This window comes from Streptomyces thermocarboxydus (genome assembly GCF_024760485.1).
In the GTDB taxonomy this organism is placed as follows: Bacteria; Actinomycetota; Actinomycetes; order Streptomycetales; family Streptomycetaceae; genus Streptomyces; species Streptomyces cellulosae.
Genome location: NZ_CP058273.1, coordinates 958,888 through 979,218 on the forward strand (window position 1 = coordinate 958,888; position 20,331 = coordinate 979,218).

Sequence of the window (20,331 nt, forward strand, 5' to 3'; positions counted from 1 at the left end):
CAGCCCTTCTATTTTCTCAGCGTCCGCCCGCGACCCTCAGCACCGTCCCCGTGGTGTACGAGGCCTCCGGCGACATCAGCCAGGCGACCGCCGCGGCGATCTCCTCCGCCTGTCCCGCCCGCCGGAGCGGAATGGTCCCGGCCATCTCCCGGACCCGGTCCGGCGCCCCCATCGCGGCGTGCATCTCCGTGTCGATCAACCCCGGGGCGACCGCGTTGACGCGCACACCCGCCGGGCCGAGTTCCTTCGACAGCCCCAGCGTCAGCGCGTCCACGGCCGCCTTGGTCGCCGCGTAGTGCACGTACTCGCCGGGGCTGCCCAGGGTCGCGGCGCCGGAGGAGATGTTCACGATCACGCCTTCGCCACGCGGCGTCATCAACTGGGCGGCCCGCCGCGCGCACAGCAGCGTGCCGGTGACGTTGACGTCGACGACCCGCCGCAGGGTGTCCGTGTTCACCTCGGTGAACGGCCCCAGCGGCCCGGTCACCGCCGCGTTGTTCACCAGCCCCGTCAGCGGCCCGAGTTCACGCTCCGTCACCTCGAACAGCCGCTCCACGTCGGCCTCGACGGACGTGTCCGCCCGCACGGTCACCGCCCGCGCCCCCGCGGCCCGCACGCTCTCGGCCACCTTCTCGGCGGCGTCGGCGTCACGCACGTAGTTCACCGCCACGTCGTGCCCCTCCGCCGCCAGCCTGCGGCAGGTCGCGGCACCGATGCCCCGGCTCCCCCCGGTGACCACCGTGACCAGACGCTTCATGGATACCTCCTGGCGCAGAACGCGGTACGAAGATCCCCAGACTCGCAGACGCCCCCGCCGGCCTCGCGCCCGGGTCCGCGGGCCGGGGGAGAAGTCCACGGACCGGGGAATGTCCGCGCACGCCCCTTGGCTGCGCCCCCCGCATGGTCAACACTGAGCCGATGACGCAGCGTGTGGAGCTCGCGACCGTACGGGACCGGCTGGACCTGGACGGACTCGTCACCGAGTACGCCATGGCCGTCGACGACGGTGACTGGGCGGCGTACCGGCGGCTGTTCACCCCGGACGGCCGGGCGGACTACCGCGCCGCCGGCGGCATCGAGGGGGACGCCCGGGCGGTCGCCGGATGGCTGACCGAGCGGTGCGCGGAGTACCCCGTGCGGCAGCATCTGTTCGTCAACCGCCACATACGCCTGGGCACGTGGGAGCGGGACACCGGGGACACGGCCGAGGTGCGGACCGACTACGTCAGCCCCGCCTCCCGGAGCGACGGGGACGGGGACGCGGCCGCCGTGCTGGATCTGCTGAGCGGCGGCCGGTGCGTGTTCACGGCGCTGCGCACGCCCGACGGCTGGCGGCTCAGCCGGGTCGTCGTACGGGAGAGGTGGCGGCGCCCGACCGGCGGACGGCCGGACGATGTGATCGACTGAACCCGCATCCGGCCGGGTCCGGAACGCACACTGGAGGCATCACGGGGTAGGGAGGCGCCCATGAGGAATCTCGGCCACCACCTCGCCTCCCCGTGGCGCCGCTCGGTCGTCGCCGCGGTCGTGGGCGCCCTGCCCGTCCTGGCGTTCCCCGCCCCGAACCTGTGGTGGATCGCCTATGTCGCGCTGGTCCCCTGGCTGCTGCTGGTCCGCGCCGCGCCGACCGGGCGCCGGGCCGCGTTCGACGGCTGGTGGGGCGGGTTCGGGTTCATGCTGGCCATGCACCACTGGCTGCTGCCCAGCCTGCACGTGTTCACGTTCGTCATCGCCGCGCTGCTGGGCGTGCTGTGGGCGCCGTGGGGGTGGCTGGTGCGCCGGACGCTGGGCGGCTCGCCGTCCGCGCGCCGGGTGGCGGCCGCGCTGCTGGTGGTGCCGTCGGGCTGGCTGACGATCGAGCTGATCCGCTCCTGGCAGGGGCTCGGCGGGCCGTGGGGCGTGCTGGGCGCGAGCCAGTGGCGGTGAGGCCGCGCTGCGCTGCGCGTCGGTGGGCGGGGTGTGGCTGCCGAGCTTCCTGGTGTGGCGCCGAACGTCGCGGTGGCCGTGCTGTCGCGATACGCCCGGCGCGGGTGCCGCGGTGGCGGGCTGGTGGCCGTGGCCGCCGTGGGTCGGCCGCCTGGGCGGGGGCGCCGCGCCCGGAGCAGACCGGGAGCGGACGCGGATCGCGCTCGTCCAGCCGGGTCGTGGCGGGCCCGGACAGTGCGGACCGGCGCTTCGACCGGGAGGAGCAGCTGACCCGGGAGCTGGCAGGGCAGGACGTCGACCTGGTCGTCTGGGGCGAGAGCAGCGTCGGCTTCGACCTGGGCGACCGGCCCGACCTGGCCCGGCGGCTGGCCGCGCTGTCCCGTGAGACGGACGCGGAGATCCTGGTCAACGTGGACGCGCGGCGCTCGGACAAGCCCGGCATCTACAAGAGTTCGGTGCTGATCGGCCCGGACGGCCCGACCGGCGACCGGTACGACAAGATGCGGCTGGTGCCGTTCGGGGAGTACATCCCGGCCCGTTCGCTGCTGGGCTGGGCGACGTCCGTCGGCAAGGCGGCCGGCGAGGACCGCAGGCGGGGCTCCGAGCAGGTCGTGATGGACGTGGGCGGCGGTCTGCGGATCGGGCCGATGGTGTGCTTCGAGACGGCGTTCCCCGACATGAGCCGCCATCTCGTGCAGGACGGCGCGGGCGTGCTGCTCGCGCAGTCGTCCACGTCGACGTTCCAGCAGAGCTGGGCGCCCGCGCAGCACGCCTCGCTGGCCGCGCTGCGCGCCGCCGAGACCGGCCGCCCGATGGTGCACGCGACCCTGACCGGGGTGTCCGCCGTGTACGGCGCGGGCGGCGGGCGGATCGGCCCGTGGCTCGGCACGGACGCCTCGGCCGCGCACGTCTACGACGTGCCGCTGGCCCGTGGCACCACGCTGTACGTCCGTTTCGGCGACTGGCCCCCGCCGGCGGCGCTCGTCGTCCTCGCCGTCTACGGGGCGGCGGAACTGGTGCGGTCTAGGCGAGGCGCTCGTCGACCTCTTGTACCACCCGTTCGCACAGCTCATGGGTCGCCAGTGCGTCACGGGCGCTGAGCGTCTTCCCGGCGCGCACCGCGTCCAGGAAGGCGAGCGTCACCTGCTCGATGCCGCGCTGCCGGGACACCGGCACCCAGTCGCCGCGCCGCCGCACGGTCGGCTGGCCCTTGTGGTCGATCACCTCGGCGAGGTTGACCACCTGACGCTTGGTGTCCTGCCCGGACACCTCGAGGATCTCCTCCGTCGAACCGCTGAGCCGGTTCATCACACCGAGGGCGGTGAAGCCGTCGCCGGCGAGCTGGAGCACCACGTGATGCAGCAGCCCGTCCTCGGCGCGGGCGCGGACGGTCACGTCGTCGACCTGGCCGGGCACCAGGAAGCGCAGGGTGTCCACGACGTGGATGAAGTCGTCGAGGACCATCCGGCGCGGCTCCTCGGGCAGCCCGACCCGGTTCTTCTGCATGATGATCAGCTCACGCGGGTGGTCGGCGCACTGCGCGTAGCCGGGGGCGTAGCGGCGGTTGAAGCCGACGGCGAGGCTGACGCCGCGCTCCTCGGCGAGCGCCACCAGCCGCTCGGAGTCGGCGAATTGGTACGCGAGCGGCTTGTCGACGTACGTCGGCACGCCCGCCTCGAGCAGCCGGGTCACGATCTGCGGGTGGACGTCGGTCGGCGCGTGCACGAAGGCCGCGTCGAGACCGGCGCCGATCAGCGCGTCGAGGTCGGCGTGGAGCTGGGCGGCCGGCAGGTGGAGGGCGTCGCCGACGCGGGCCAGCGTGGCCGGGGTGCGGGTCTGCAGATGGAGCTCCACGCCGGGCTGAACGGCGAGCACCGGGAGATAGGCCTTCTGCGCGATGTCGCCGAGCCCGATGCAGCCGACCTTCACGGTGTGTTCTCCTCTGGTCCTCGCCTGCCGTGGTCCGCTGCGAGCATACGGGGTGCCCCGGAGCCGCCTCCGTCCGCACCGGAGGGCCCTGGCCGGCGACTCCGTCGGACCCGCACAGGAACAGCGACGGCGCCGCCTTCGACAACGCGGCCGGCGCGGTGTCCCGTACGGCGGGTCCGACGCGGCCGGTCAACGGGTCGAGGCGGGCCGCCCGCACCGCGCGGCGCGCGACGGCCGGCCTCGTCTTCTCCTCGTGGCGGGCTCCCACCACGCGGAGATCCCTTCGATCCGGGACATCCGCAGGGACCTGCCGGAGATCATCGAGGGGATGGTGGGGACGTGACCGGCGCCCCGAAGCGCGCCAGGCAGTGCCACACCTTCTTGACCGCCTGAGGGTCGTACCGTCCCGTCGCGACCGCCTCTCCCACCAGGCGTGGGTCGAGCACCCCGGCCGCGGCGATCTCCGTGCCCAGCTCGACAATGCCCGGGCCCCGGTAGCCGGGGTGCCTGCGCAGCTCCTCGACGGTCAGCCGGAAGCCGGGGTGCCATTCCACGGGGCAGGGCAGCCGACGGGCGGCGTCCTCGACGGCCGTGCCCCGGTAGCAGGGGTCGAGCACCAGGGCCTCGACGTCCCGGTCGAGGCGGACCGGGCCGTGCACATGCGCCTCGACGCAGTCGTCCAAGGCGTCCCGCCGGTCGGCGAGGGCGAGTTCGACGAGCGCCAGGTGCGCGGCGATGCCGAAGTCCGAGGGGTCGAGACAGCTGTCCGGGTAGCAGAACGTGGTCCGCTCCAGGGTCGCCGCGGCGAGCCGGAAGTGGGAGGAGCCGAACCGCGGGGCCGCGCCGACCGGACCGCGCCGGTGGTCGAGGGCGCCGTAGACGGGCCGCTCGGACGCGGGCGCCTGGTCGTAGGCGCCGCCGAAGAGGCGGCTCTCCCACCGCCACCGGTCACCGCCGGGGTGCGCGGTCAGACCGCCGTTGCCGGTCCCGGTGACGAACTGCGAGACGTAGACACCGCTGTCGGCGAGGGAGCGCAGGATCGGTGTGCCCCGGGAGACGCGGTCGGGATGGAAGTTGAGGGTCACCCGCAGGTCCCGGTTCATGGGCGGGCCGGACGACAGCCGGGCCACATGCGCGAGGGCCCGTGCCTGCGATGTCCGGAGGTTGCCACGGCTCATGCGCCGCAGTGTCCTCGGGGCGAGGCGGCCCACGCACGCGGATTTCGGCGCCCCGCGACACGGCGGCACCGCACAAGCCCTGGTGTGAGCCCCCGTCAGCAGGAAAGGATGCCCGGATGACGACCCAGCGCAGTGAACCCCCGCAGAACGCCGACGAACGGACCATGCTCGAAGGGTGGCTCGACTACCACCGAGCGACGCTCGCCTGGAAGTGTGAGGGGCTGAGCGACGAGCAGTTGCGGGCCGCCGCCGTGGCGCCGTCGGCGTTGTCGCTGATGGGGCTGGTGCGGCACATGGCGGAGGTGGAGCGCTCGTGGTTCCGGCGGGTGTTCGCCGGGGAGGACGCGCCGCCGATCTACTACGGGGAGGACGACCCGGACGGGGAGTTCCACCCCGGCGAGGCGGACACCTGGAAGGACGCCTACGGGACCTGGCAGGCGGAGATCGAGGCCGCCCGGCGCAACGTGGCCGGTCACTCCCTCGACGAGCGCTCCCGGAACCGTCATCACTCGCACTCCCAGCCGTGCTCCCTGCGCTGGATCCACACGCACATGATCGAGGAGTACGCCCGGCACAACGGTCACGCGGACCTGATCCGGGAGGCGATCGACGGCGCCACCGGCGAGTGACGTCACCCGCCGCAGCGGCGGGGCCCTCGAAGGTGGGCGGACATCACCCGTGCGGGGGACCGCCGCGCCTGTCCGTCCACCGCCCGGCGGGCCGAGCCAGCAAAGTGGCGGGGGTGCAGCGAACGACGACCACAGCAACGCTTCTGGTGACCGTGGCGGTCGCCGCCCTCTCGGGCTGTGTGACGGTCCAGCGTCCCCTCGCACCAGGCCCGGCGACCGCGCCTCCGCCGGGGGCCGGGACCGACGCGGCGGGGCGCGACGCGTCGCCGGTCGTGCAGGCTCCGGCGCGCGAGGCCCTGCAGCGAGTTCCGGCCGACTCCCCCGAGGAGTCGCCGTCGAAGCGGGCCACCCCGAAGGCCGGGCCGCCGCAGAGGGACGTGCCCTCCGACGCGCGCAACGGGCAGGCGCCCCGCACTCAGCAGCCCCGCGGCCCCGAGCGGTCGCAGCCGACCCGGCGCACGCCGGCGCCGCAACCCCCGGCCCAGCTACCGGACGGCGGCGACTCCCTGCCCGGGGGCACCTCCGGCGGCTCGGACGTCTGCGCGCTGGGCAGGGAGTACGGCGGCTGGCCGGCGGACAGCCCGCAGGCCCGCATCTGCCGGGACACCTACGGCCGCTGAGTCGCCCTCCGCCTCACCTCTGCCGGGGCGGTCCCGGCCCTCCGGGCGGCATTCCGTCCTCCCCCAGCCGGGCCTCCAGCCGGCGGATCGCGGCCCGTACGCCCTCGCCGTAGCGGTCGTCGGCGAGGGTGCGGGCGGCGCCCCGGGCCCGGTCCAGATGGGTGCGGGCGGCGTCGGGGCGGCCGAGGCGGACGTAGTCGGCGGCCAGGTTCAGATGCAGCGACGGGTACAGGGCGCGTGCCGCCGGGGCGCCGTCCAGGGCCGGGGTGCCGCCGGCCTCCTCGGCCGCCGTGAGCGCCCGCAGGTCCCAGGCCAGTTCGTCCTCGGGGTCGTCCTGCGTGTCGGCGAGGTAGTGGGCGAGGGTGCAGCGGTGCAGCGGGTCGCCGTGCTCGCCGATCTCCGCCCACAGGCCGAGGAAGCGGTGCCGGGCCTCCTCCCGGTCCCCCGCGTGGTGCAGCATCACGACCTGGCCGATCCGGGTGAGCAGGGCGTCCGGCGCCGCCTGCTCCTGTCGCTCCGTCACCGCGTCCTCCGCACCGTCGCCCGCTGTCACCCGCCGTCGTCCCCGACGCTAACCGCAGACGGGGACGATTCCGGACAGACAGGCGGCGCGGCACCCCGGTATCACCGGCCGGGGGCGGATCAGCCCAGGTTCGGGATGGTCCAGTCGATCGGCTGGTGCCCCTGTGCCGCCACCGCCTCGTCGATCTGCGAGAACGGCCGCGAGCCGAAGAACTTCTTCGCGGACAGCGGCGAGGGATGCGCCCCCTTCACCACCACGTGCCGGCTCTCGTCGATCAGCGGCAGCTTCTTCTGCGCGTAGTTCCCCCACAGCACGAAGACCGCCGGGTCGGGACGGTTCGCCACCGCGCGGATCACCGCGTCGGTGAACAGCTCCCAGCCCCGCCCCTTGTGCGAGTTGGCCTCGCCCGCGCGGACCGTGAGCACCGCGTTGAGCAGCAGCACGCCCTGCCGGGCCCACGGCATCAGATAACCGTTGTCAGGGACGGGCGTGCCCAGGTCGGCGTGCAGCTCCTTGTAGATGTTCCGCAAGGACGGCGGGATCTTCACCCCGGGCCGGACCGAGAAGCACAGGCCGTGCCCCTGGCCCTCCCCGTGGTACGGGTCCTGGCCGAGGACCAGGACCTTCACCTCGTCGTACGGCGTGGCCTCCAGGGCCGCGAAGACCTCCTCGCGGGGCGGGTAGACGGGACCGCGCGCCCGCTCCTCCTCGACGAACTCGGTCAGCTCCTTGAAGTAGGGCTGCTGCAGCTCGTCACCCAGAACCCCGCGCCAGGACTCGGGCAGCATGGCGATGTCGGTCACGTCGATTCCCTTGCTCACATGGTCGTTTCCGGTTCTCAGAACCTACCGGCGACCACTGACAGCCGGCCTCGCGGCCGGCTGCCCGCGCGCTCTACCAGCTGGTCTTCCGGGAGAGCTGCCACATCATCATGATCGTGGAGGGGTCCAGGGCGCGCTCGGCGCCCGAGATCTCCCGGCTCGCCGCCACGTACTGCCGGCCCTGCCACAGCGGGAGCAGCCGCGCGTCGTTGACGAGGATCTGCTGGGCCTCCTCGAACTGCTTCACCACGTTGCCCCGGTCGCTCTCGCGGCGGGAGCTGGGCAGCAGGTCGTTGACGATCTTCTTGTTGTCGTACGGCGTGCCGAGCGCGTTCTGCTTGCCGACGAACGGGGCGATGAAGTTGTCCGCGTCCGGGAAGTCGGGGAACCAGCCACGGCCGAACACCGGGTACTCGCCCTTCTGGTAGCCCTCGACGTAGGTCTTCCAGGGGCGGCTCTTCAGCGTGACGTCGAACAGCCCGGACGCCTCCAGTTGCCCCTCCAGCTCCTTGAACTCCAGGGCGGTCTCCGAGCCGTAGCGGTCCGAGGTGTACCAGAGGGTGAGCGGCACCTTCTCGGTGATGCCGGCGTCGCGGAGGATCTCCTCGGCCTTGTCGGCGTCGGGATCGCCGAAGTCGTCGAAGAAGCCGGTGGTGTGTCCGGTCAGGCCCTTGGGGACCATCGAGTACAGCGGGTCGACGGTGTCCTTGTAGACCTTGTGCGCGATCGCGGCACGGTCGACGAGCTGCGCGATGGCCTGGCGCACGGCCTTCTTCCCGACCCACGGGTCCTTCGGGTTGAACACCAGGTAGTTGATGTCGGTGCCGGTGCCGTCGATGAGCTGGATCTCCTCCTCCTTGGAGGTCCTGCCCTGCAGCTCGACGATGTCGCCGGCGGCCAGACCGCGGTAGGTGACGTCGATGCGGTTGTCGCGCAGCGCCTTCACCATCTCGCCGGAGTCCTGGTAGTAGCGGATGGTGACCGCGTCGTTCTTCCGCTCGGCGTACCCCTTGTACTTGTCGTTGCGGACCAGCTGGGCCTCCTTGCCCTCCTCGTACGACTGGAGGGTGTACGGGCCCGATCCGACGACGCTCTTGTCCTCACGGAGCGAGCCCGCGGGGTAGGAGTCGGGGTCGACGATCGACATCGCGGGGGTCGCGAGCACGAACGGGAAGGTGGCGTCGGGCTTGTTGAGGTAGAAGACCACCTCGCGCTCGCTCGGCGCCTGGACCCGCTCGAGGCTGCCCAGCAGACCGGCGGGACCGCCGTTGACGTTGATCTGGCGGATGCGGTCGATCGAGTGCTTGACCGCCTTCGCGTCCAGTGTGCTGCCGTCGGAGAAGGTGAGTCCCTCGCGCAGCTCGCAGCGGAACACCTGGTTGGAGGTGTCGGAGAACTCGCAGTTCTCCGCCGCGTCCGGCTGCGGGGTCGTCGCGCCGATCGGGTAACTCAGCAGCGTCTGGTAAATGTTGCGGAACAGCTCCCAGGAACTGTCCCAGGACGCGGCAGGATCCAGCGTGCTCGGCGAGCTGGTGGTTCCCACGACGATGGGGCCCTCGTCCTCAGGGCTGTCGGACGACAGAACTCCACATCCGGCCAGCAGGGACGATATGGACGCGATGGCCGCCACCCGCCGCAGGCATCGATTCCGGTTGAACACGCGCACGCTCCTCGATCTGCCATACCAAGGGTCGGCGAACGATACCGCAGTGCCACACCGGCTGACCCTCCTGGGAACGGCCCTTGAGATCAACTGGCGGATGACTACGTTGTCATAGGCGTTTCGTGCCCAAAACGCCTCCACAGACGCCGTTTTCGTCAACGGCGTCCGTGGCGGACGGGGCGGTGGTGACCGGTGTGCACGCGTGGTGCGCGGATCCGGGCGGACGGATCGGGCGTACCGCTCCGTACGCCCGGAGATCCGGACGTACGGGTCAGCCGACGCCGGCGTTGAGGAAGATGCCGCCGTCGACGACCAGGTTCTGGCCGGTGACCCAGGCCGACTGCTCCGAGGTGAGGAACGCGGCGGCGCCGCCGATGTCGGACGGCACGCCGAGCCGGCCGAGCGGATAGGACGCGGCGGCCTCCTCCTCACGGCCCTCGTACAGGGCCTGGGCGAACTTGGTCTTCACCACGGCCGGGGAGATGGAGTTGACCCGCACCTTCGGCGCGAACTCGTGCGCCAGCTGCTGGGTGAGGTTGATCAGCGCGGCCTTGCTGACGCCGTACGCGGCGATGAAGGGCGAGGGCGCGACGCCCGCGACGGAGGCGACGTTGACGATCGTGCCGCCGTTGTCCTTCTGCCAGGCGTGCCAGGTCTTCTGGGCGAAGCCCAGCGCCGAGATCACGTTGGTCTCGAAGACCTTGCGCGCCACGTTCAGGTCGAGGTCGGCGATCGGCCCGAACACCGGGTTGGTGCCCGCGTTGTTGACCAGGTGGTCGACCCGGCCGAAGGCCTCCATGACGCGCTCGACGGCGAGCGCCTGGTGGGCCTCGTCGTGCGCCTTGCCGGCCACGTAGATCGCCCGGTCGGCGCCGAGCTGCTCCACGGCCTCCTTCAGGGCGTCCTCGTTGCGTCCGGTGATGCAGACCCGGTCGCCGCGGGCGACCAGCGCCTCCGCGACGCCGTAGCCGATGCCACGGCTGGCGCCCGTGATCAGGGCGACCTTGCCGGTGGGTTCCACTGTCGTCATGTCCGGGTCCTTTAGTCGAGCGGTCCGCCGGCCACGTACAGCACCTGGCCGGAGACGAAGCCTGCCGCGTCCGCGGTGAAGAAGGCGATGGCGTTGGCGATGTCCTCCGGCTCGCCGACGCGGGCGACGGGGATCTGGGTGGCGGCGGCGGCCTTGAAGTCCTCGAAGCCCATGCCGACACGGTCGGCGGTGGCCTTGGTCATCTCGGTGGCGATGAAGCCGGGGGCGACGGCGTTGGCGGTGACGCCGAACTTGCCGAGCTCCTTGGCCAGGGTCTTGGTGAAGCCCTGCAGACCGGCCTTGGCGGCGGAGTAGTTGACCTGGCCGCGGTTGCCGAGCGCGGAGGAGGACGACAGGTTGACGATGCGGCCGAAGCCGGCGTCCACCATGTGCTTCTGGCAGGCCTTCGACATCAGGAAGGCGCCGCGCAGGTGCACGTTCATGACGGTGTCCCAGTCGGAGACGCTCATCTTGAACAGCAGGTTGTCGCGCAGGACGCCCGCGTTGTTGACCAGGATCGTCGGCGCGCCGAGCTCCTCGGCGACGCGCGCGACGGCCGCCTCGACCTGCGCCTCGTCGGAGACGTCGCAGCCGACCGCGATCGCCGTGCCACCGGCGGCGGTGATCTTCTCGACGGTGTCCTTGCAGGCGGCCTCGTCGAGGTCCAGCACGGCGACCGCGCGGCCCTCGGCGGCCAGTCGTACGGCGGTGGCGGCGCCGATGCCGCGCGCGGCACCGGTGACGACCGCGACCCGCTGCTCAGTGGTGGACATTGCTGCTTCTCCTCGCCCTTGGGATGCGGCTCCTGCGGCCGGCTCGAATCGGTGAGCGACCGCTTAGTACCTTCAGCAGACGTGACGCTAGAAGCCCTGGCACCCGGTGTCAACGGCACACCGCGCGGGTGTGATCCATTCCCCGCGGCGGGGCGGCCCTCTCCGAGGTCCCGTTCCCTTCCCCGGTACCCGATCGGCCCAGCGCTGCGCGCCGTCGGGACGGGCGGAACCTAGCGTCGAAGCGCGAGCTCCCGCGGCCGGAAAGGAGGCGCCCGATGCGCCGTCGCACCGGTGCCATAGGCACGTTGATCGCGCTCGCCGCGATCGTGCCGATGGCCGACATCGCCCACGCCCAGGACCTGGACTGCAGCGACTTCACCTACCAGGAGGACGCGCAGACCTTCTTCGAGATGGACCGCAGTGACCCGCACCGGCTCGACGAGGACCCCGGCCCGGACGACGGCATCGCCTGCGAGGCGCTCCCGCGCCGCGGCCTGACGTCCTCCACGTTCCGCCCGGCCCCGACGTCCCGCCCGCCTACACCGGCGCCGACACCGACACCGACACCGACCCGTACGGCAACGGCCTCACCCACCCGGCCCACGGCGACGCCGACGCGGACGGTCACACCGACCCGAACGGTGACGCCGACGCGGACCGCGACGCCCACGGCCACCGCGACAGTGTCCCCGGCGCCCACCTCCGCCGCCCCCGCACCGACGCGCGGCGTCCAGGGCGGGCTGGGCGGCGCCTCGACGGACGGCCCGACGAACTGGGACCTCGGCATCGGCGCGACGTTCGTCAGCGGCGCGCTGCTGGCCACGGGGTACTTGGTCCGCCGCCGGCGCAGCTGAACGCGGGCCCCGCCGGCGACAGCGCTTCCCCCCGCGGGGCGCGAGCGCGCGGCCTCGGCTCGGGTGCGACGCGGCCGTGCCGGCGCGCGGCGACAGCCACTCACCGCCCGCGGCAGCGGCGTCCGGGGTTCAGCCGCGCCCGCCTTCGGGCGCCCGACGCGGGCGACCGCACCATGCCTTCAGGCGCGCCTGCCCAGGTCACGCCCACCCGCCCGCCGCGCAGCGGCCCTGCGCCGCTACCGGACCAGCAGGTCCAGCAGCCTACGCGGCTCCCCGCCCCCGGGTCCGCCGTCAGCCCCGTGTGGACCGGGCCCGGCTGGACGATCGTGGAGCGGGGGGCGATCAGCCAGCGGAAGCGGCGGCCGGGGTCGTCCTGGGCCGCCTGGCCCGCCGCGTCGCCGCCCGCGCAGACGCCCTCGACGGCGCGCAGGGCGGCCTGTACGCCGGGGACGTCGGCGGCGGGGTCGAGGGCGAGGAGGCGCGCCTCGTCGAGGTGGGTGCGGGCCCCGACGTAGGAGAGGGGCCGGCAGTAGACGAGCACCCCCGCGTTGATGCGTTCGCCGCGTTCGATGCGCGGCACGACGTGCAGGACCGCGTACTCGTAGACGTGCAGGTCGCTCACCGGTCCCCCTCGAGGCCCTGGATGCGGTCGTGGATGCCGGCGGCGCGGGCGAGCAGCGGGCGGGCGTAGGCGCGCCGGAGGTCGTCGGGGCCGGCGAAGCCGGGTTCTCCGGCCAGCCATACGTCGGGGACCTGGGCGGTGACCTCGGCCAGCAGGTCCTCGGTGATGCGCGGGGCGAGGTCGGCCGCCGCGGCGGCGATGTCCGGCGCGCACCCCCGCAGCGCGTGGTCGGAGGCGTCGTAAGGGCGGGCGGCGGAGGTCTCGGCGCCGGGCCAGTTGTGGTGCCAGATCATGGTCGCGCCATGGTCGATGAGCCACAGCTCGCCGCGCCGGCGCAGCATGTTGGGGTTGCGCCAGGAGCGGTCGACGTTGTTGACCAGCGCGTCGAACCAGACGATCCGCCCGGCCTCCTCGGGGCTCACCTCGAAGGCGAGCGGGTCGAAGCCGAGCGCGCCGGAGAGGAAGTCCGTCCCGAGGTTGGTGCCGCCGCTGGACTTCAGCAACTGCTGCACCTCAGGGTCGGGTTCGCCGAGCCCGAGCACCGGGTCGAGCTCCACGGTGACCAGGCGCGGCACCCGCAGCCCCAGCCGGCGGGCGAGTTCGCCGCAGACCACCTCGGCGACGAGCGTCTTGCGGCCCTGTCCGGCGCCGGTGAACTTCAGCACGTAGGTGCCGAGGTCGTCCGCCTCGATCAGTCCGGGGAGCGAGCCGCCCTCGCGCAGCGGCGCGATGAATCGGGTCGCGATGACTTCCTTGAGCATCGCCCCAGGCTACTGGCGTGTCGCCGCACGTCGGAGGCGGCCCGGTGGCGCGCGCCGTTGAGCGACAGGCAACCGACAGCTGTGGCTTACGCCCCTCCGACCGCACGCAGGCGAAGCTCTCGGCACTGCCTGAACGGCCCGGGCCCGCCGACCGTACCTGTTTCCAGATCACGCTTCATCCCCGGAAGGGACACACCGGCATGACCGTATCGTTCCAGCCCGCATCGGGACCCGCCCGCCGCACGGTGGTGGCGGCCGCGGGGGCCGCCGGCCTCGCCGTGGCGCTCACTGCGTGCGGCGGTTCCGAAGACGCCGCCTCCGCCGCCCCGGCGCCGTCCGGCGCGCGGCGACGCGACGCCGCGAACGGCGGCGGCTCGGGCGGGAGTTCCGGCGGCGACGCCGCCGGCGGCACGCCGCTCGCCTCGACCTCCGACATCCCCGAGGGCGGCGGCAAGGTGTTCGCCGACCAGAAGGTGGTGGTCGTGCAGCCGTCGGCGGGTGAGTTCAAGGCGTACTCAGCGACCTGCACCCACCAGGGCTGCGCGGTGAAGAGCGTGTCCGACGGGCTCATCAACTGCCCCTGCCACAACAGCAACTTCTCCGTCACCGACGGCAGTGTCAGCAGCGGTCCCGCGACCAAACCGCTGCCCGAGGTGCAGATCACCGTCGACGGCGACTCCATCACCCTCGCCTGAACCGCCGCACCCGTGCACGATGGGGGAACCCGTGCACGGGACACGCACAGCACGACAGCAGAAGGGGCCGTATGACCGCCACACAGCGCCGGGGTCGCAAGATCATGATGACGCCCGGGGAGCTGGACGACTTCCTCACCGAGCAGCGCACCTGCCGGGTCGCCACGGTGTCCGCCGACGGCATGCCGCACGTGAGCACGCTGTGGTTCGTGTGGGACGGCGTCTCGATGTGGCTGTACTCGGTGGTCCGCAGCAGGCGGTTCGCGGATCTGCGGCGCGACCCGCGGGTGGCGATCGTGGTCGACACGGGCGAGGAGTACGACGAGCTGCGCGGCGCCGAGCTGTCGGGGCGGGTGGAGTTCGTGGGCGAGGTCCCGCGCACCGGTGAGCTGCGGGCGGAACTGGACGTGCCGGAGACGCTGTTCGCCCGGAAGAACTTCGGGATGGACGAGATGCCGCACGACGGACGGCACGCGTGGCTGCGGCTGACCCCGGAGAAGATCGTGTCCTGGGACTTCAGGAAGCTGGCGCAGCTGTCCTGACGGCGGCCGCCTGAGAGACCCCGCCGTCGGACTCGGGGGTGCCGCCCGCCGGAGCGCCCCCGACCCGCTCCCCCGCCGCCCGCAGCGCCCGCACCGCCGCCCGGATCGACGGGCGGCGGTCGGCGTCCGCGCGCCAGACGACGAACACGTGCCGCCGTACCCGCTGCCGCAGCGGCACGGTCACCACCCCGCCGGGCAGCGGGTCGCGTCCCAGCAGCGGCGCGACGCACACCCCGAGCCCGGCCGCGACCAGGTTGAGCTGGGTGTGGCTCTCGGCGGCGCGGTGCGCGACGATCGGCTCGACGCCCTTGGAGCGCAGGGTGAACATCAGCCACTCGTGGCAGAATTCGCCCTCGCCCCAGGTGATCCACTCGTCCTCGGCCAGCTCGGCGAGGTCGATCTCGTCCCGTCCGGCGAGCGGATGGCCGGCCGGCAGGGCCACGTCGGCCGGGTCGTCCAGCAGCAGCGCCTTGACCAGCCCGTCGGGCAGCGGCATCGGCTTGTTGTACCAGTCGAGCACCACCGCGAGGTCGAGGTCGCCGCGGACGACGCCCCGGATGCCGTTCTCGGGCTCCAGCTCCCGCGACCGCACCCGCAGCGCCGGATGGCGTTCCTTCAGGTCGGCGAGCGCGGCCGGGAACAACCCGCGCGCGGCGGTCGGGAAGGCGGAGATCCGCAGCTCGCCCGCGACCTGTCCGCGCTGCGCCTCCAGGTCGGCCTGGGCCAGCTCCACCTGGGACAGGATGCGCGCGGCGTGCTCGGCGAGCAGCCGTCCCGCGTCCGTGAGCCGCACCCCGCGTCCGTGCTTGGCGAGGAGCCGCTGCCCCACCTCGCGCTCCAGCTTGGCCATCTGCTGCGAGACGGCCGAGGTCGTGATGTGCAGTCCCTCCGCCGCACCGCTGACGGAGCCGTGCCGGGCGAGGGCGTCGAGGGTGCGCAGGCGCTCCAGGTTCAACATGTAAGTGATGCTACGAGATACCGCGTGTGATTTCTCGATTGTGCTACGAGGTGAGTCTGCCTCATCGTTACCCGCATGAGCAGTGTCACCGCGACCACCACCGCGCCGGATCCCACCGGGTCCGCAGGCGTGCCCGCCTCCTCCCGTCCGCGCCTCGACTGGCGGCTCCGCTTCGCCGCCCTGTCGCTGATCTGGGGCTTCAGCTTCCTCCTCATCAAGGTCGGCACCCAGGGCTACGCCCCCTTCCAGGTCACCCTGGGACGCCTGGCGTTCGGCACGGCCGTGCTGGCGGTCGCGATGGCGGTCCGGCGGGAGGGGCTGCCACGCGGCGCCCGCACCTGGATGCATCTGGCGGTCGCCGGTTTCCTGCTCAACGCGCTGCCGTTCTCGCTCTTCGCCTTCGCCGAGCTGACCATCCCGTCCACCCTGGCCGGCATCTGCAACGCGACCTCCCCGCTGTGGGGCATGGCGCTGTCCCTGGTGGCGCTGCGCGAGGACCGGCCGACCCGGGTGCGGGTGACCGGCCTGGGCCTCGGCTTCCTGGGCGTGCTGACCGTGCTGGGGGCCTGGCAGGGCTTCCACGGGCTGGACGCACGCGGGACGACGCTCGCCCTGCTCGCCTCCCTGAGCTATCCCGTCGGCTGGATCTACGTCCGCCGCACCCTCGCCGGCAGCAGCGCGTCGCACCTGTCGCTGACGGGCGGCCAGCTGCTGCTCGCGACGGTCCAACTGGCGGTCGTGACCCCGCTGTTCACGTCGGCACCGTCGAGCCTGGCGCTCGGCCCCCTGCTCGCGATCGCCGCCCTGGGCACGCTGGGCACGGGCCTGGCGGTCCTCATCCAGTACGGCATCGTCGCCGAGGTCGGCCCGACGACCGGCCAGATGGTCACCTACTTCGTCCCGGTGATCGCGGCGGCGGCGGGCATCCTGCTGCTGGGCGAGACGCTGACGTGGTCGACACCGGTCGGGGCGGCGGTGGTGCTGGCGGGGGCGGCGCTGACGCAGGTGAAGCCGAAGCGGAGGGGGTGACGGGGGCGGGCACCCGGGGTCGCGGGGCGCGCCTCACGCGTACGTCCGCCGGTCCCCCTCCCCCGGCCGCACGGCCGCCGCGATCGCCTCCGCCAGCGGTTCGATCTCCGCGTCCGTGAGGGTGGAGACGGTGACGCGGATGCCCGGGGGTGTGTTCATCCGGAAGCGCGCTCCGGGGGCCACCGCCCAGCCGGCGTGCAGGAGGCGGGCGACCGCGCCCGTCTCGTCGGGTACCGGCACCCACAGGTTCATGCCGCTGCGCCCGTGCGCCTCGACCGCGCGCCGGCCCAGCGCCGCGGCCAGCGCGTCCCGGCGTTGGCCGTAGCGCGCCGCGACGGCCGCCGGGTCCACCGCGCCGTCGGCCCACAGCCGCGCCACCGCGCGCTGGAGGGTCAGGCTGACCCAGCCGGGCCCGAGGCGCTGCCGGCCGCGTACCCGGTCGAGGGTGAGCGGGTCGCCGGTGAGGACAGCGAGGCGCAGGTCGGGACCGTACGCCTTGGCGGCCGAGCGGGAGAAGGCCCAGCGGTGGGTGACACCCGCGAGGGGGTGCAGCGGGAGGTCGACGATGTGGTGACCGTGGTCGTCCTCGATCAGCAGCGTCTCCGGATGGTCGGCCAGCACCGCCCGCAGCGCCTCCGCGCGCGCGGCGCTCAGCGCGGCGCCGGTCGGGTTCTGGGCGCGGTCGGTGACGATCAGCGCCCGCGCCCCGCCCTCCAGCGCCCTGCGCACGTCGCCGGGGAGCGGCCCCTCGTCGTCGAGGGCCACCGGCACGGTGCGCAGACCGAGCGCCGGCACCAAGTCCAGCAGGCTCCCCCACCCCGGATCCTCGACCACCACCGCGTCTCCCGGCCGCAGATGGGCTGCGAGCACCCGCTCCACCGCGTCCAGCGCGCCAGAAGTGACAGCGAGCGGCCCGTCCGGCACCCCGTCGGCGTCCAGCCCGGCCCGCGCCAGCCGCTCCAGCTCGGCGTCCACGGGGGCGTGCCCGTACAGGACCGGTTCCTTGTCGCCCTGGGCCGCGGCCGCCGCGAACGCCCCGGCCAGCGGGGGCAGCAGCGCGGGGTCCGGGTTGCCGTCGGACAGGTCGCGCACGCCCGGCGGGACCTCGACCCGGATCATCTCGCGGGCGGTGGTGGCCGGTTTGGGCCGGACCCGGCTGCCCCGCCGGCCGGCCGTCTCGATGACCCCGCGCTCGCGCAGGGTCCGGTACGCGGCGGCCACGGTGTTCGGGTTCACACCGAGCCGCTCGGCCAACTCCCGCATGGGAGGGAGCAGTTCGCCCGGTTGCAGGGCGCCCTCCCCCACCGCCCGTTCGATGCTCGCGGAAATCTCCGCTGCGCGACGCCCACTGATCCGATAATCTCCTAGCACAAACCACAGTATGCACTAGTGCAATGGAGTTGGCCATGCAGGGGCCCCAGCCGCCGCAGCAGGATTCCGAGACCTCCTACGCGCCCACCGACCGCACCGTCCCCACCCGCGCCCCGCAGCGCGCGTCGTACGACAAGGACCTGGTGCACGCGATACTCGACGAGGGCTACGTCTGCCATCTCGGCTTCGTCCGGGACGGCGCCCCGGTCGTCCTCCCCACGCTCTACGGCCGCGTCGGCGAGGTCCTCTACGTCCACGGCTCCACCGGTTCCCGCCCGCTGCGCACGGCCGGACGGTCCGAGCAGGGGCTCCCCGTGTGCCTCACGGTCACCCATGTCGACGGCCTGGTGCTGGCCCGCTCCGCATTCCACCACTCGATCAACTACCGCTCCGTGGTGGTGCACGGCACGGCGTACGACGTGACCGACCCGGAGGAGAAGCGTCAGGCGCTCGACGCCCTCGTCGACCATGTCGTCCCGGGCCGCGCCGCCGACTCCCGCCCGGCCGACAAGAAGGAACTCGCCGCCACGGCCGTGATCCGCCTGCGGCTGGACGAGGTCTCCGCCAAGGTGCGCACGGGCGGCGTCAACGACGAGCCCGAGGACCTGTCCCTGCCCCACTGGGCGGGCGTCCTCCCGGTCCGCACGGCCTACGGCACCCCCGAACCCGCCCCGGGCCTGGCCCCCGGCACGGACGTCCCCGGCTATCTCAAGGCCCTGTGATGCTGATCCACCCCTGGGACGCGCCCCGCGACGACACCTGGCAGCGGTGGCTCGCCACCCACGACTTCGGCCAGCTCGCGGTCAACGGCCCGCCCGGCGAGCCGCCGTTCGTCCAGCCCCTGCACTTCGCCTACGACGCCGGGCGCGACGAGGCGGTCACCCACCTCGCCCGCCCCAACCCGCTCTGGCCCGCGATCGAGGCCGCCCCGGCCGTCCTGCTGAGCGTGGTCGACGACTACGCGTTCGTCCCCGGCCCCTGGCAGGCGGAGCCGGGCACCCCGCCCGAACACGGCGTCCCGACGAGCCTGTACGCCGCGGTCCAGCTCCGCTGCCACGCCCACGTGGTGGACGACCCGGCGGAGAAGGCCGCCCTGCTGAACCGCCAGGTCGGCCACTTCCAGCCGGAGGGCGGCTCCGCACGGGCCGCGGCCGGCGAGGCGCCGTACGGCAGGCTCCTGTCCGGCATCCGCGGCCTGCGCCTGGAAGTGACCGAGGTCCGGGCGAAGTTCAAGTACGCGGGCAAACGCTCCCAGGAGGTCCGCGACCGCATCGCCGACGGCCTGGCGGACCGGAGGCAGGCCCGGGACGCGGCAGCCCGGGGGCACGTCCTGAGGGTCGGCCCGACCGGCGGTTGAGCGCGCGGGCGCCCCGGTCGACGGCAGGGGCACCCCTCGCTCACCTCACGCCGGCACGGTCTCCCCCCGCGCTCTGCGGGCCGCCCGCGCGTCCCGGGCCTCCCCCGCCGCCAGGCCCGCCACCGAGCCCAGCATCAGCAGGGTGCCGATCACCGTGGCCACCGTGAGCCGCTCGCCGAGCACCGCGACAGCCAGTACCGCCGCGCTGACCGGCTCGAGCAGCATGATCACGGACACGGTCGCCGACCGTACGACGGCGGCGCCCGCGAAGTAGAGGCCGTAGGCCAGTGCGGTCGGCACGGTCGCGACGTAGGCGAGCAGGAGCAGCAGCGCAGCGGGCGTGCCCGTGTGCGGCACCAGCCCCTCCACCGCGGCGAGCGGCAGGAGCACCACGCTGGTGACGGCGAACGCCCCGACGGTCGCGCCGGAGGAGTCGGTGCCGCCGTCGCGCCCCCACCACCGGGTGAGCAGCGTCATGGCGGAGTAACCGGCGGCGGACAGCAGGGCCAGCAGGACGCCCAGCGGGTCGACCGTCGCCTCCCCGCCGCCGAGGACGAGCACCACGAGCCCGGTGAGCGCGCCCGCGACGGACGCGAGTCCGCCGCGTCCCAGCCGCTCGCCCATGGTGAGCCGGGCCCCGACGGCGATCAGCACGGGACCGGCGCCGAGGGTGACGACGGTGGCGACGGCGAGCCCGGTCGCCGACACGGCGGCGAAGTAGGCCGTCTGGAACACCGCGAGTCCCACGCCGGTGGCCGTCGCCCGGGCGAGCCGACGGCTCAGCGGCGCCGGAGCGGCGGCGGCGCGGGAGCGCCCGAGGAGCAGGCGCGCCGCGTACAGCACGGCCAGTCCGGCGGCGCAGCGCCAGAAGGACAGGGCGATCGGACCCATGTCACTGGTGCGGTACACCAGCGAGGCCGCGGCGCCCGCGGTGCCCCAGGCAGCGCCGGCGACGACGAGGTAGATGAGGCCACGCCCGACGGGCAGGCCGGAGACGTTGTTCGACACGTGTTCTCTCCGCAGAGGCGCGCACCACGCGTCGGCGTGGGC

The 20,331-nt window shown here is 73.5% G+C and carries 21 protein-coding genes and 2 pseudogenes; 10 read left to right on the forward strand and 13 right to left on the reverse strand.

Annotated elements, in window-relative coordinates; genetic code table 11:
* Positions 1–16: 16 nt before the first annotated feature.
* The gene (locus AY578_RS04500) at positions 17–757 is read right to left on the reverse strand and encodes an SDR family NAD(P)-dependent oxidoreductase (protein ID WP_258902084.1); all 741 of its coding nucleotides are present in this window, start codon (positions 755–757) and stop codon (positions 17–19) included.
* Between the two features lie 161 nt (positions 758–918).
* On the opposite strand from AY578_RS04500, the gene AY578_RS04505 reads away from it, so the two are divergent.
* Positions 919–1,407 (forward strand): nuclear transport factor 2 family protein, encoded by a 489-nt coding sequence (locus tag AY578_RS04505; protein WP_026244000.1) that lies wholly within the window; start codon positions 919–921, stop codon positions 1,405–1,407.
* Positions 1,408–1,467: 60 nt separating this feature from the next.
* A pseudogene (gene lnt / locus AY578_RS04510) lies at positions 1,468–3,026 on the forward strand (apolipoprotein N-acyltransferase).
* On the opposite strand, the gene AY578_RS04515 reads toward lnt, so the two are convergent.
* Complete coding sequence (locus AY578_RS04515; protein ID WP_019526091.1) at positions 2,950–3,855, reverse strand: Gfo/Idh/MocA family protein; 906 nt, start codon at positions 3,853–3,855, stop codon at positions 2,950–2,952. The pseudogene lnt and the gene AY578_RS04515 sit on opposite strands and share 77 nt — an antisense overlap.
* A gap of 317 nt (positions 3,856–4,172) precedes the next feature.
* The gene (locus AY578_RS04520) at positions 4,173–5,033 is read right to left on the reverse strand and encodes a DUF3626 domain-containing protein (RefSeq protein WP_258902086.1); all 861 of its coding nucleotides are present in this window, start codon (positions 5,031–5,033) and stop codon (positions 4,173–4,175) included.
* Between the two features lie 116 nt (positions 5,034–5,149).
* Here AY578_RS04520 and AY578_RS04525 point away from each other — a divergent pair, with 116 nt between their 5' ends.
* Both AY578_RS04525 and AY578_RS04530 read left to right on the forward strand, forming a co-directional pair.
* On the forward strand, positions 5,150–5,662 hold the full coding sequence (locus AY578_RS04525; protein ID WP_136239681.1) for a DinB family protein: 513 nt from the start codon (positions 5,150–5,152) through the stop codon (positions 5,660–5,662).
* Between the two features lie 146 nt (positions 5,663–5,808).
* Positions 5,809–6,282 carry a hypothetical protein gene (locus AY578_RS04530; RefSeq protein ID WP_136239697.1) on the forward strand — a complete coding sequence of 158 codons (474 nt, stop codon included), beginning with the start codon at positions 5,809–5,811 and terminating at the stop codon, positions 6,280–6,282.
* Positions 6,283–6,295: 13 nt separating this feature from the next.
* On the opposite strand, the gene AY578_RS04535 is transcribed toward AY578_RS04530, so the two are convergent.
* From AY578_RS04535 to fabG, 5 genes are all read right to left on the reverse strand, one after another.
* Entirely contained in the window at positions 6,296–6,805 is a 510-nt protein-coding gene (locus AY578_RS04535; RefSeq protein ID WP_026244002.1) for a hypothetical protein, read from the reverse strand.
* A 119-nt stretch (positions 6,806–6,924) separates the two neighbouring features.
* A complete protein-coding gene (ung, locus tag AY578_RS04540) occupies positions 6,925–7,608 on the reverse strand; it encodes a uracil-DNA glycosylase (RefSeq protein WP_026244003.1) in 684 nt (227 codons plus the stop codon).
* A 91-nt stretch (positions 7,609–7,699) separates the two neighbouring features.
* Entirely contained in the window at positions 7,700–9,286 is a 1,587-nt protein-coding gene (locus AY578_RS04545; protein ID WP_168713498.1) for an ABC transporter substrate-binding protein, read from the reverse strand.
* A gap of 274 nt (positions 9,287–9,560) precedes the next feature.
* Positions 9,561–10,319, reverse strand: coding sequence for an SDR family oxidoreductase (locus AY578_RS04550; protein WP_019526098.1), 759 nt, complete (start codon positions 10,317–10,319; stop codon positions 9,561–9,563).
* A gap of 11 nt (positions 10,320–10,330) precedes the next feature.
* On the reverse strand, positions 10,331–11,092 hold the full coding sequence (gene fabG, locus AY578_RS04555) for a 3-oxoacyl-ACP reductase FabG (protein ID WP_019526099.1): 762 nt from the start codon (positions 11,090–11,092) through the stop codon (positions 10,331–10,333).
* Positions 11,093–11,367: 275 nt separating this feature from the next.
* On the opposite strand from fabG, the gene AY578_RS04560 reads away from it, so the two are divergent.
* On the forward strand, positions 11,368–11,946 hold the full coding sequence (locus AY578_RS04560) for an excalibur calcium-binding domain-containing protein (RefSeq protein WP_215048947.1): 579 nt from the start codon (positions 11,368–11,370) through the stop codon (positions 11,944–11,946).
* A 236-nt stretch (positions 11,947–12,182) separates the two neighbouring features.
* On the opposite strand, the pseudogene AY578_RS04565 reads toward AY578_RS04560, so the two are convergent.
* Together AY578_RS04565 and AY578_RS04570 are read right to left on the reverse strand one after the other, a co-directional pair.
* Positions 12,183–12,568, reverse strand: a pseudogene (locus tag AY578_RS04565) (DUF3037 domain-containing protein).
* Positions 12,565–13,329 (reverse strand): HipA family kinase, encoded by a 765-nt coding sequence (locus AY578_RS04570; RefSeq protein WP_137209479.1) that lies wholly within the window; start codon positions 13,327–13,329, stop codon positions 12,565–12,567. Before AY578_RS04570 ends, AY578_RS04565 begins: the two are co-directional and overlap by 4 nt.
* 200 nt (positions 13,330–13,529) lie before the next feature.
* On the opposite strand from AY578_RS04570, the gene AY578_RS04575 reads away from it, so the two are divergent.
* Both AY578_RS04575 and AY578_RS04580 read left to right on the forward strand, forming a co-directional pair.
* The gene (locus tag AY578_RS04575) at positions 13,530–14,024 is read left to right on the forward strand and encodes a Rieske (2Fe-2S) protein (protein WP_258902087.1); all 495 of its coding nucleotides are present in this window, start codon (positions 13,530–13,532) and stop codon (positions 14,022–14,024) included.
* Between the two features lie 71 nt (positions 14,025–14,095).
* Positions 14,096–14,566: a pyridoxamine 5'-phosphate oxidase family protein gene (locus tag AY578_RS04580; protein ID WP_019526103.1), complete on the forward strand. Its 471-nt coding sequence runs from the start codon at positions 14,096–14,098 to the stop codon at positions 14,564–14,566.
* Here AY578_RS04580 and AY578_RS04585 read toward each other — a convergent pair.
* Complete coding sequence (locus tag AY578_RS04585) at positions 14,541–15,524, reverse strand: LysR family transcriptional regulator (protein ID WP_019526104.1); 984 nt, start codon at positions 15,522–15,524, stop codon at positions 14,541–14,543. The two genes, AY578_RS04580 and AY578_RS04585, sit on opposite strands and share 26 nt — an antisense overlap.
* 75 nt (positions 15,525–15,599) lie before the next feature.
* On the opposite strand from AY578_RS04585, the gene AY578_RS04590 reads away from it, so the two are divergent.
* Entirely contained in the window at positions 15,600–16,553 is a 954-nt protein-coding gene (locus AY578_RS04590) for a DMT family transporter (RefSeq protein WP_215049417.1), read from the forward strand.
* Positions 16,554–16,586: 33 nt separating this feature from the next.
* On the opposite strand, the gene AY578_RS04595 is transcribed toward AY578_RS04590, so the two are convergent.
* Positions 16,587–17,924: an aminotransferase class I/II-fold pyridoxal phosphate-dependent enzyme gene (locus tag AY578_RS04595; RefSeq protein ID WP_028961242.1), complete on the reverse strand. Its 1,338-nt coding sequence runs from the start codon at positions 17,922–17,924 to the stop codon at positions 16,587–16,589.
* 35 nt (positions 17,925–17,959) lie between these two features.
* Here AY578_RS04595 and AY578_RS04600 point away from each other — a divergent pair, with 35 nt between their 5' ends.
* Both AY578_RS04600 and AY578_RS04605 read left to right on the forward strand, forming a co-directional pair.
* Positions 17,960–18,646, forward strand: a complete 687-nt coding sequence (locus AY578_RS04600) for a pyridoxamine 5'-phosphate oxidase family protein (RefSeq protein WP_019526107.1) — start codon at positions 17,960–17,962, stop codon at positions 18,644–18,646.
* Positions 18,646–19,281: an FMN-binding negative transcriptional regulator gene (locus tag AY578_RS04605; RefSeq protein ID WP_037954302.1), complete on the forward strand. Its 636-nt coding sequence runs from the start codon at positions 18,646–18,648 to the stop codon at positions 19,279–19,281. The genes AY578_RS04600 and AY578_RS04605 overlap by 1 nt, the downstream gene beginning before the upstream one ends.
* 45 nt (positions 19,282–19,326) lie before the next feature.
* Here the strand turns inward: AY578_RS04605 and AY578_RS04610 are convergent, their stop codons facing one another.
* A complete protein-coding gene (locus tag AY578_RS04610) occupies positions 19,327–20,289 on the reverse strand; it encodes a DMT family transporter (protein WP_028961245.1) in 963 nt (320 codons plus the stop codon).
* Positions 20,290–20,331: the final 42 nt, after the last annotated feature.

What these genes read in the sequence shown, in the direction of transcription:
- AY578_RS04500 (WP_258902084.1), bottom strand. Translation starts at nt 757, where the DNA reads ATGAAGCGTCTGGTCACGGTGGTCACCGGGGGGAGCCGGGGCATCGGT.
- AY578_RS04505 (WP_026244000.1), top strand. Translation starts at nt 919, where the DNA reads ATGACGCAGCGTGTGGAGCTCGCGACCGTACGGGACCGGCTGGACCTG.
- AY578_RS04520 (WP_258902086.1), bottom strand. Translation starts at nt 5,033, where the DNA reads ATGAGCCGTGGCAACCTCCGGACATCGCAGGCACGGGCCCTCGCGCAT.
- AY578_RS04525 (WP_136239681.1), top strand. Translation starts at nt 5,150, where the DNA reads ATGACGACCCAGCGCAGTGAACCCCCGCAGAACGCCGACGAACGGACC.
- AY578_RS04550 (WP_019526098.1), bottom strand. Translation starts at nt 10,319, where the DNA reads ATGACGACAGTGGAACCCACCGGCAAGGTCGCCCTGATCACGGGCGCC.
- fabG (WP_019526099.1), bottom strand. Translation starts at nt 11,092, where the DNA reads ATGTCCACCACTGAGCAGCGGGTCGCGGTCGTCACCGGTGCCGCGCGC.
- AY578_RS04560 (WP_215048947.1), top strand. Translation starts at nt 11,368, where the DNA reads ATGCGCCGTCGCACCGGTGCCATAGGCACGTTGATCGCGCTCGCCGCG.
- AY578_RS04570 (WP_137209479.1), bottom strand. Translation starts at nt 13,329, where the DNA reads ATGCTCAAGGAAGTCATCGCGACCCGATTCATCGCGCCGCTGCGCGAG.
- AY578_RS04575 (WP_258902087.1), top strand. Translation starts at nt 13,530, where the DNA reads ATGACCGTATCGTTCCAGCCCGCATCGGGACCCGCCCGCCGCACGGTG.
- AY578_RS04580 (WP_019526103.1), top strand. Translation starts at nt 14,096, where the DNA reads ATGACCGCCACACAGCGCCGGGGTCGCAAGATCATGATGACGCCCGGG.
- AY578_RS04585 (WP_019526104.1), bottom strand. Translation starts at nt 15,524, where the DNA reads ATGTTGAACCTGGAGCGCCTGCGCACCCTCGACGCCCTCGCCCGGCAC.
- AY578_RS04590 (WP_215049417.1), top strand. Translation starts at nt 15,600, where the DNA reads ATGAGCAGTGTCACCGCGACCACCACCGCGCCGGATCCCACCGGGTCC.
- AY578_RS04600 (WP_019526107.1), top strand. Translation starts at nt 17,960, where the DNA reads ATGCAGGGGCCCCAGCCGCCGCAGCAGGATTCCGAGACCTCCTACGCG.
- AY578_RS04605 (WP_037954302.1), top strand. Translation starts at nt 18,646, where the DNA reads ATGCTGATCCACCCCTGGGACGCGCCCCGCGACGACACCTGGCAGCGG.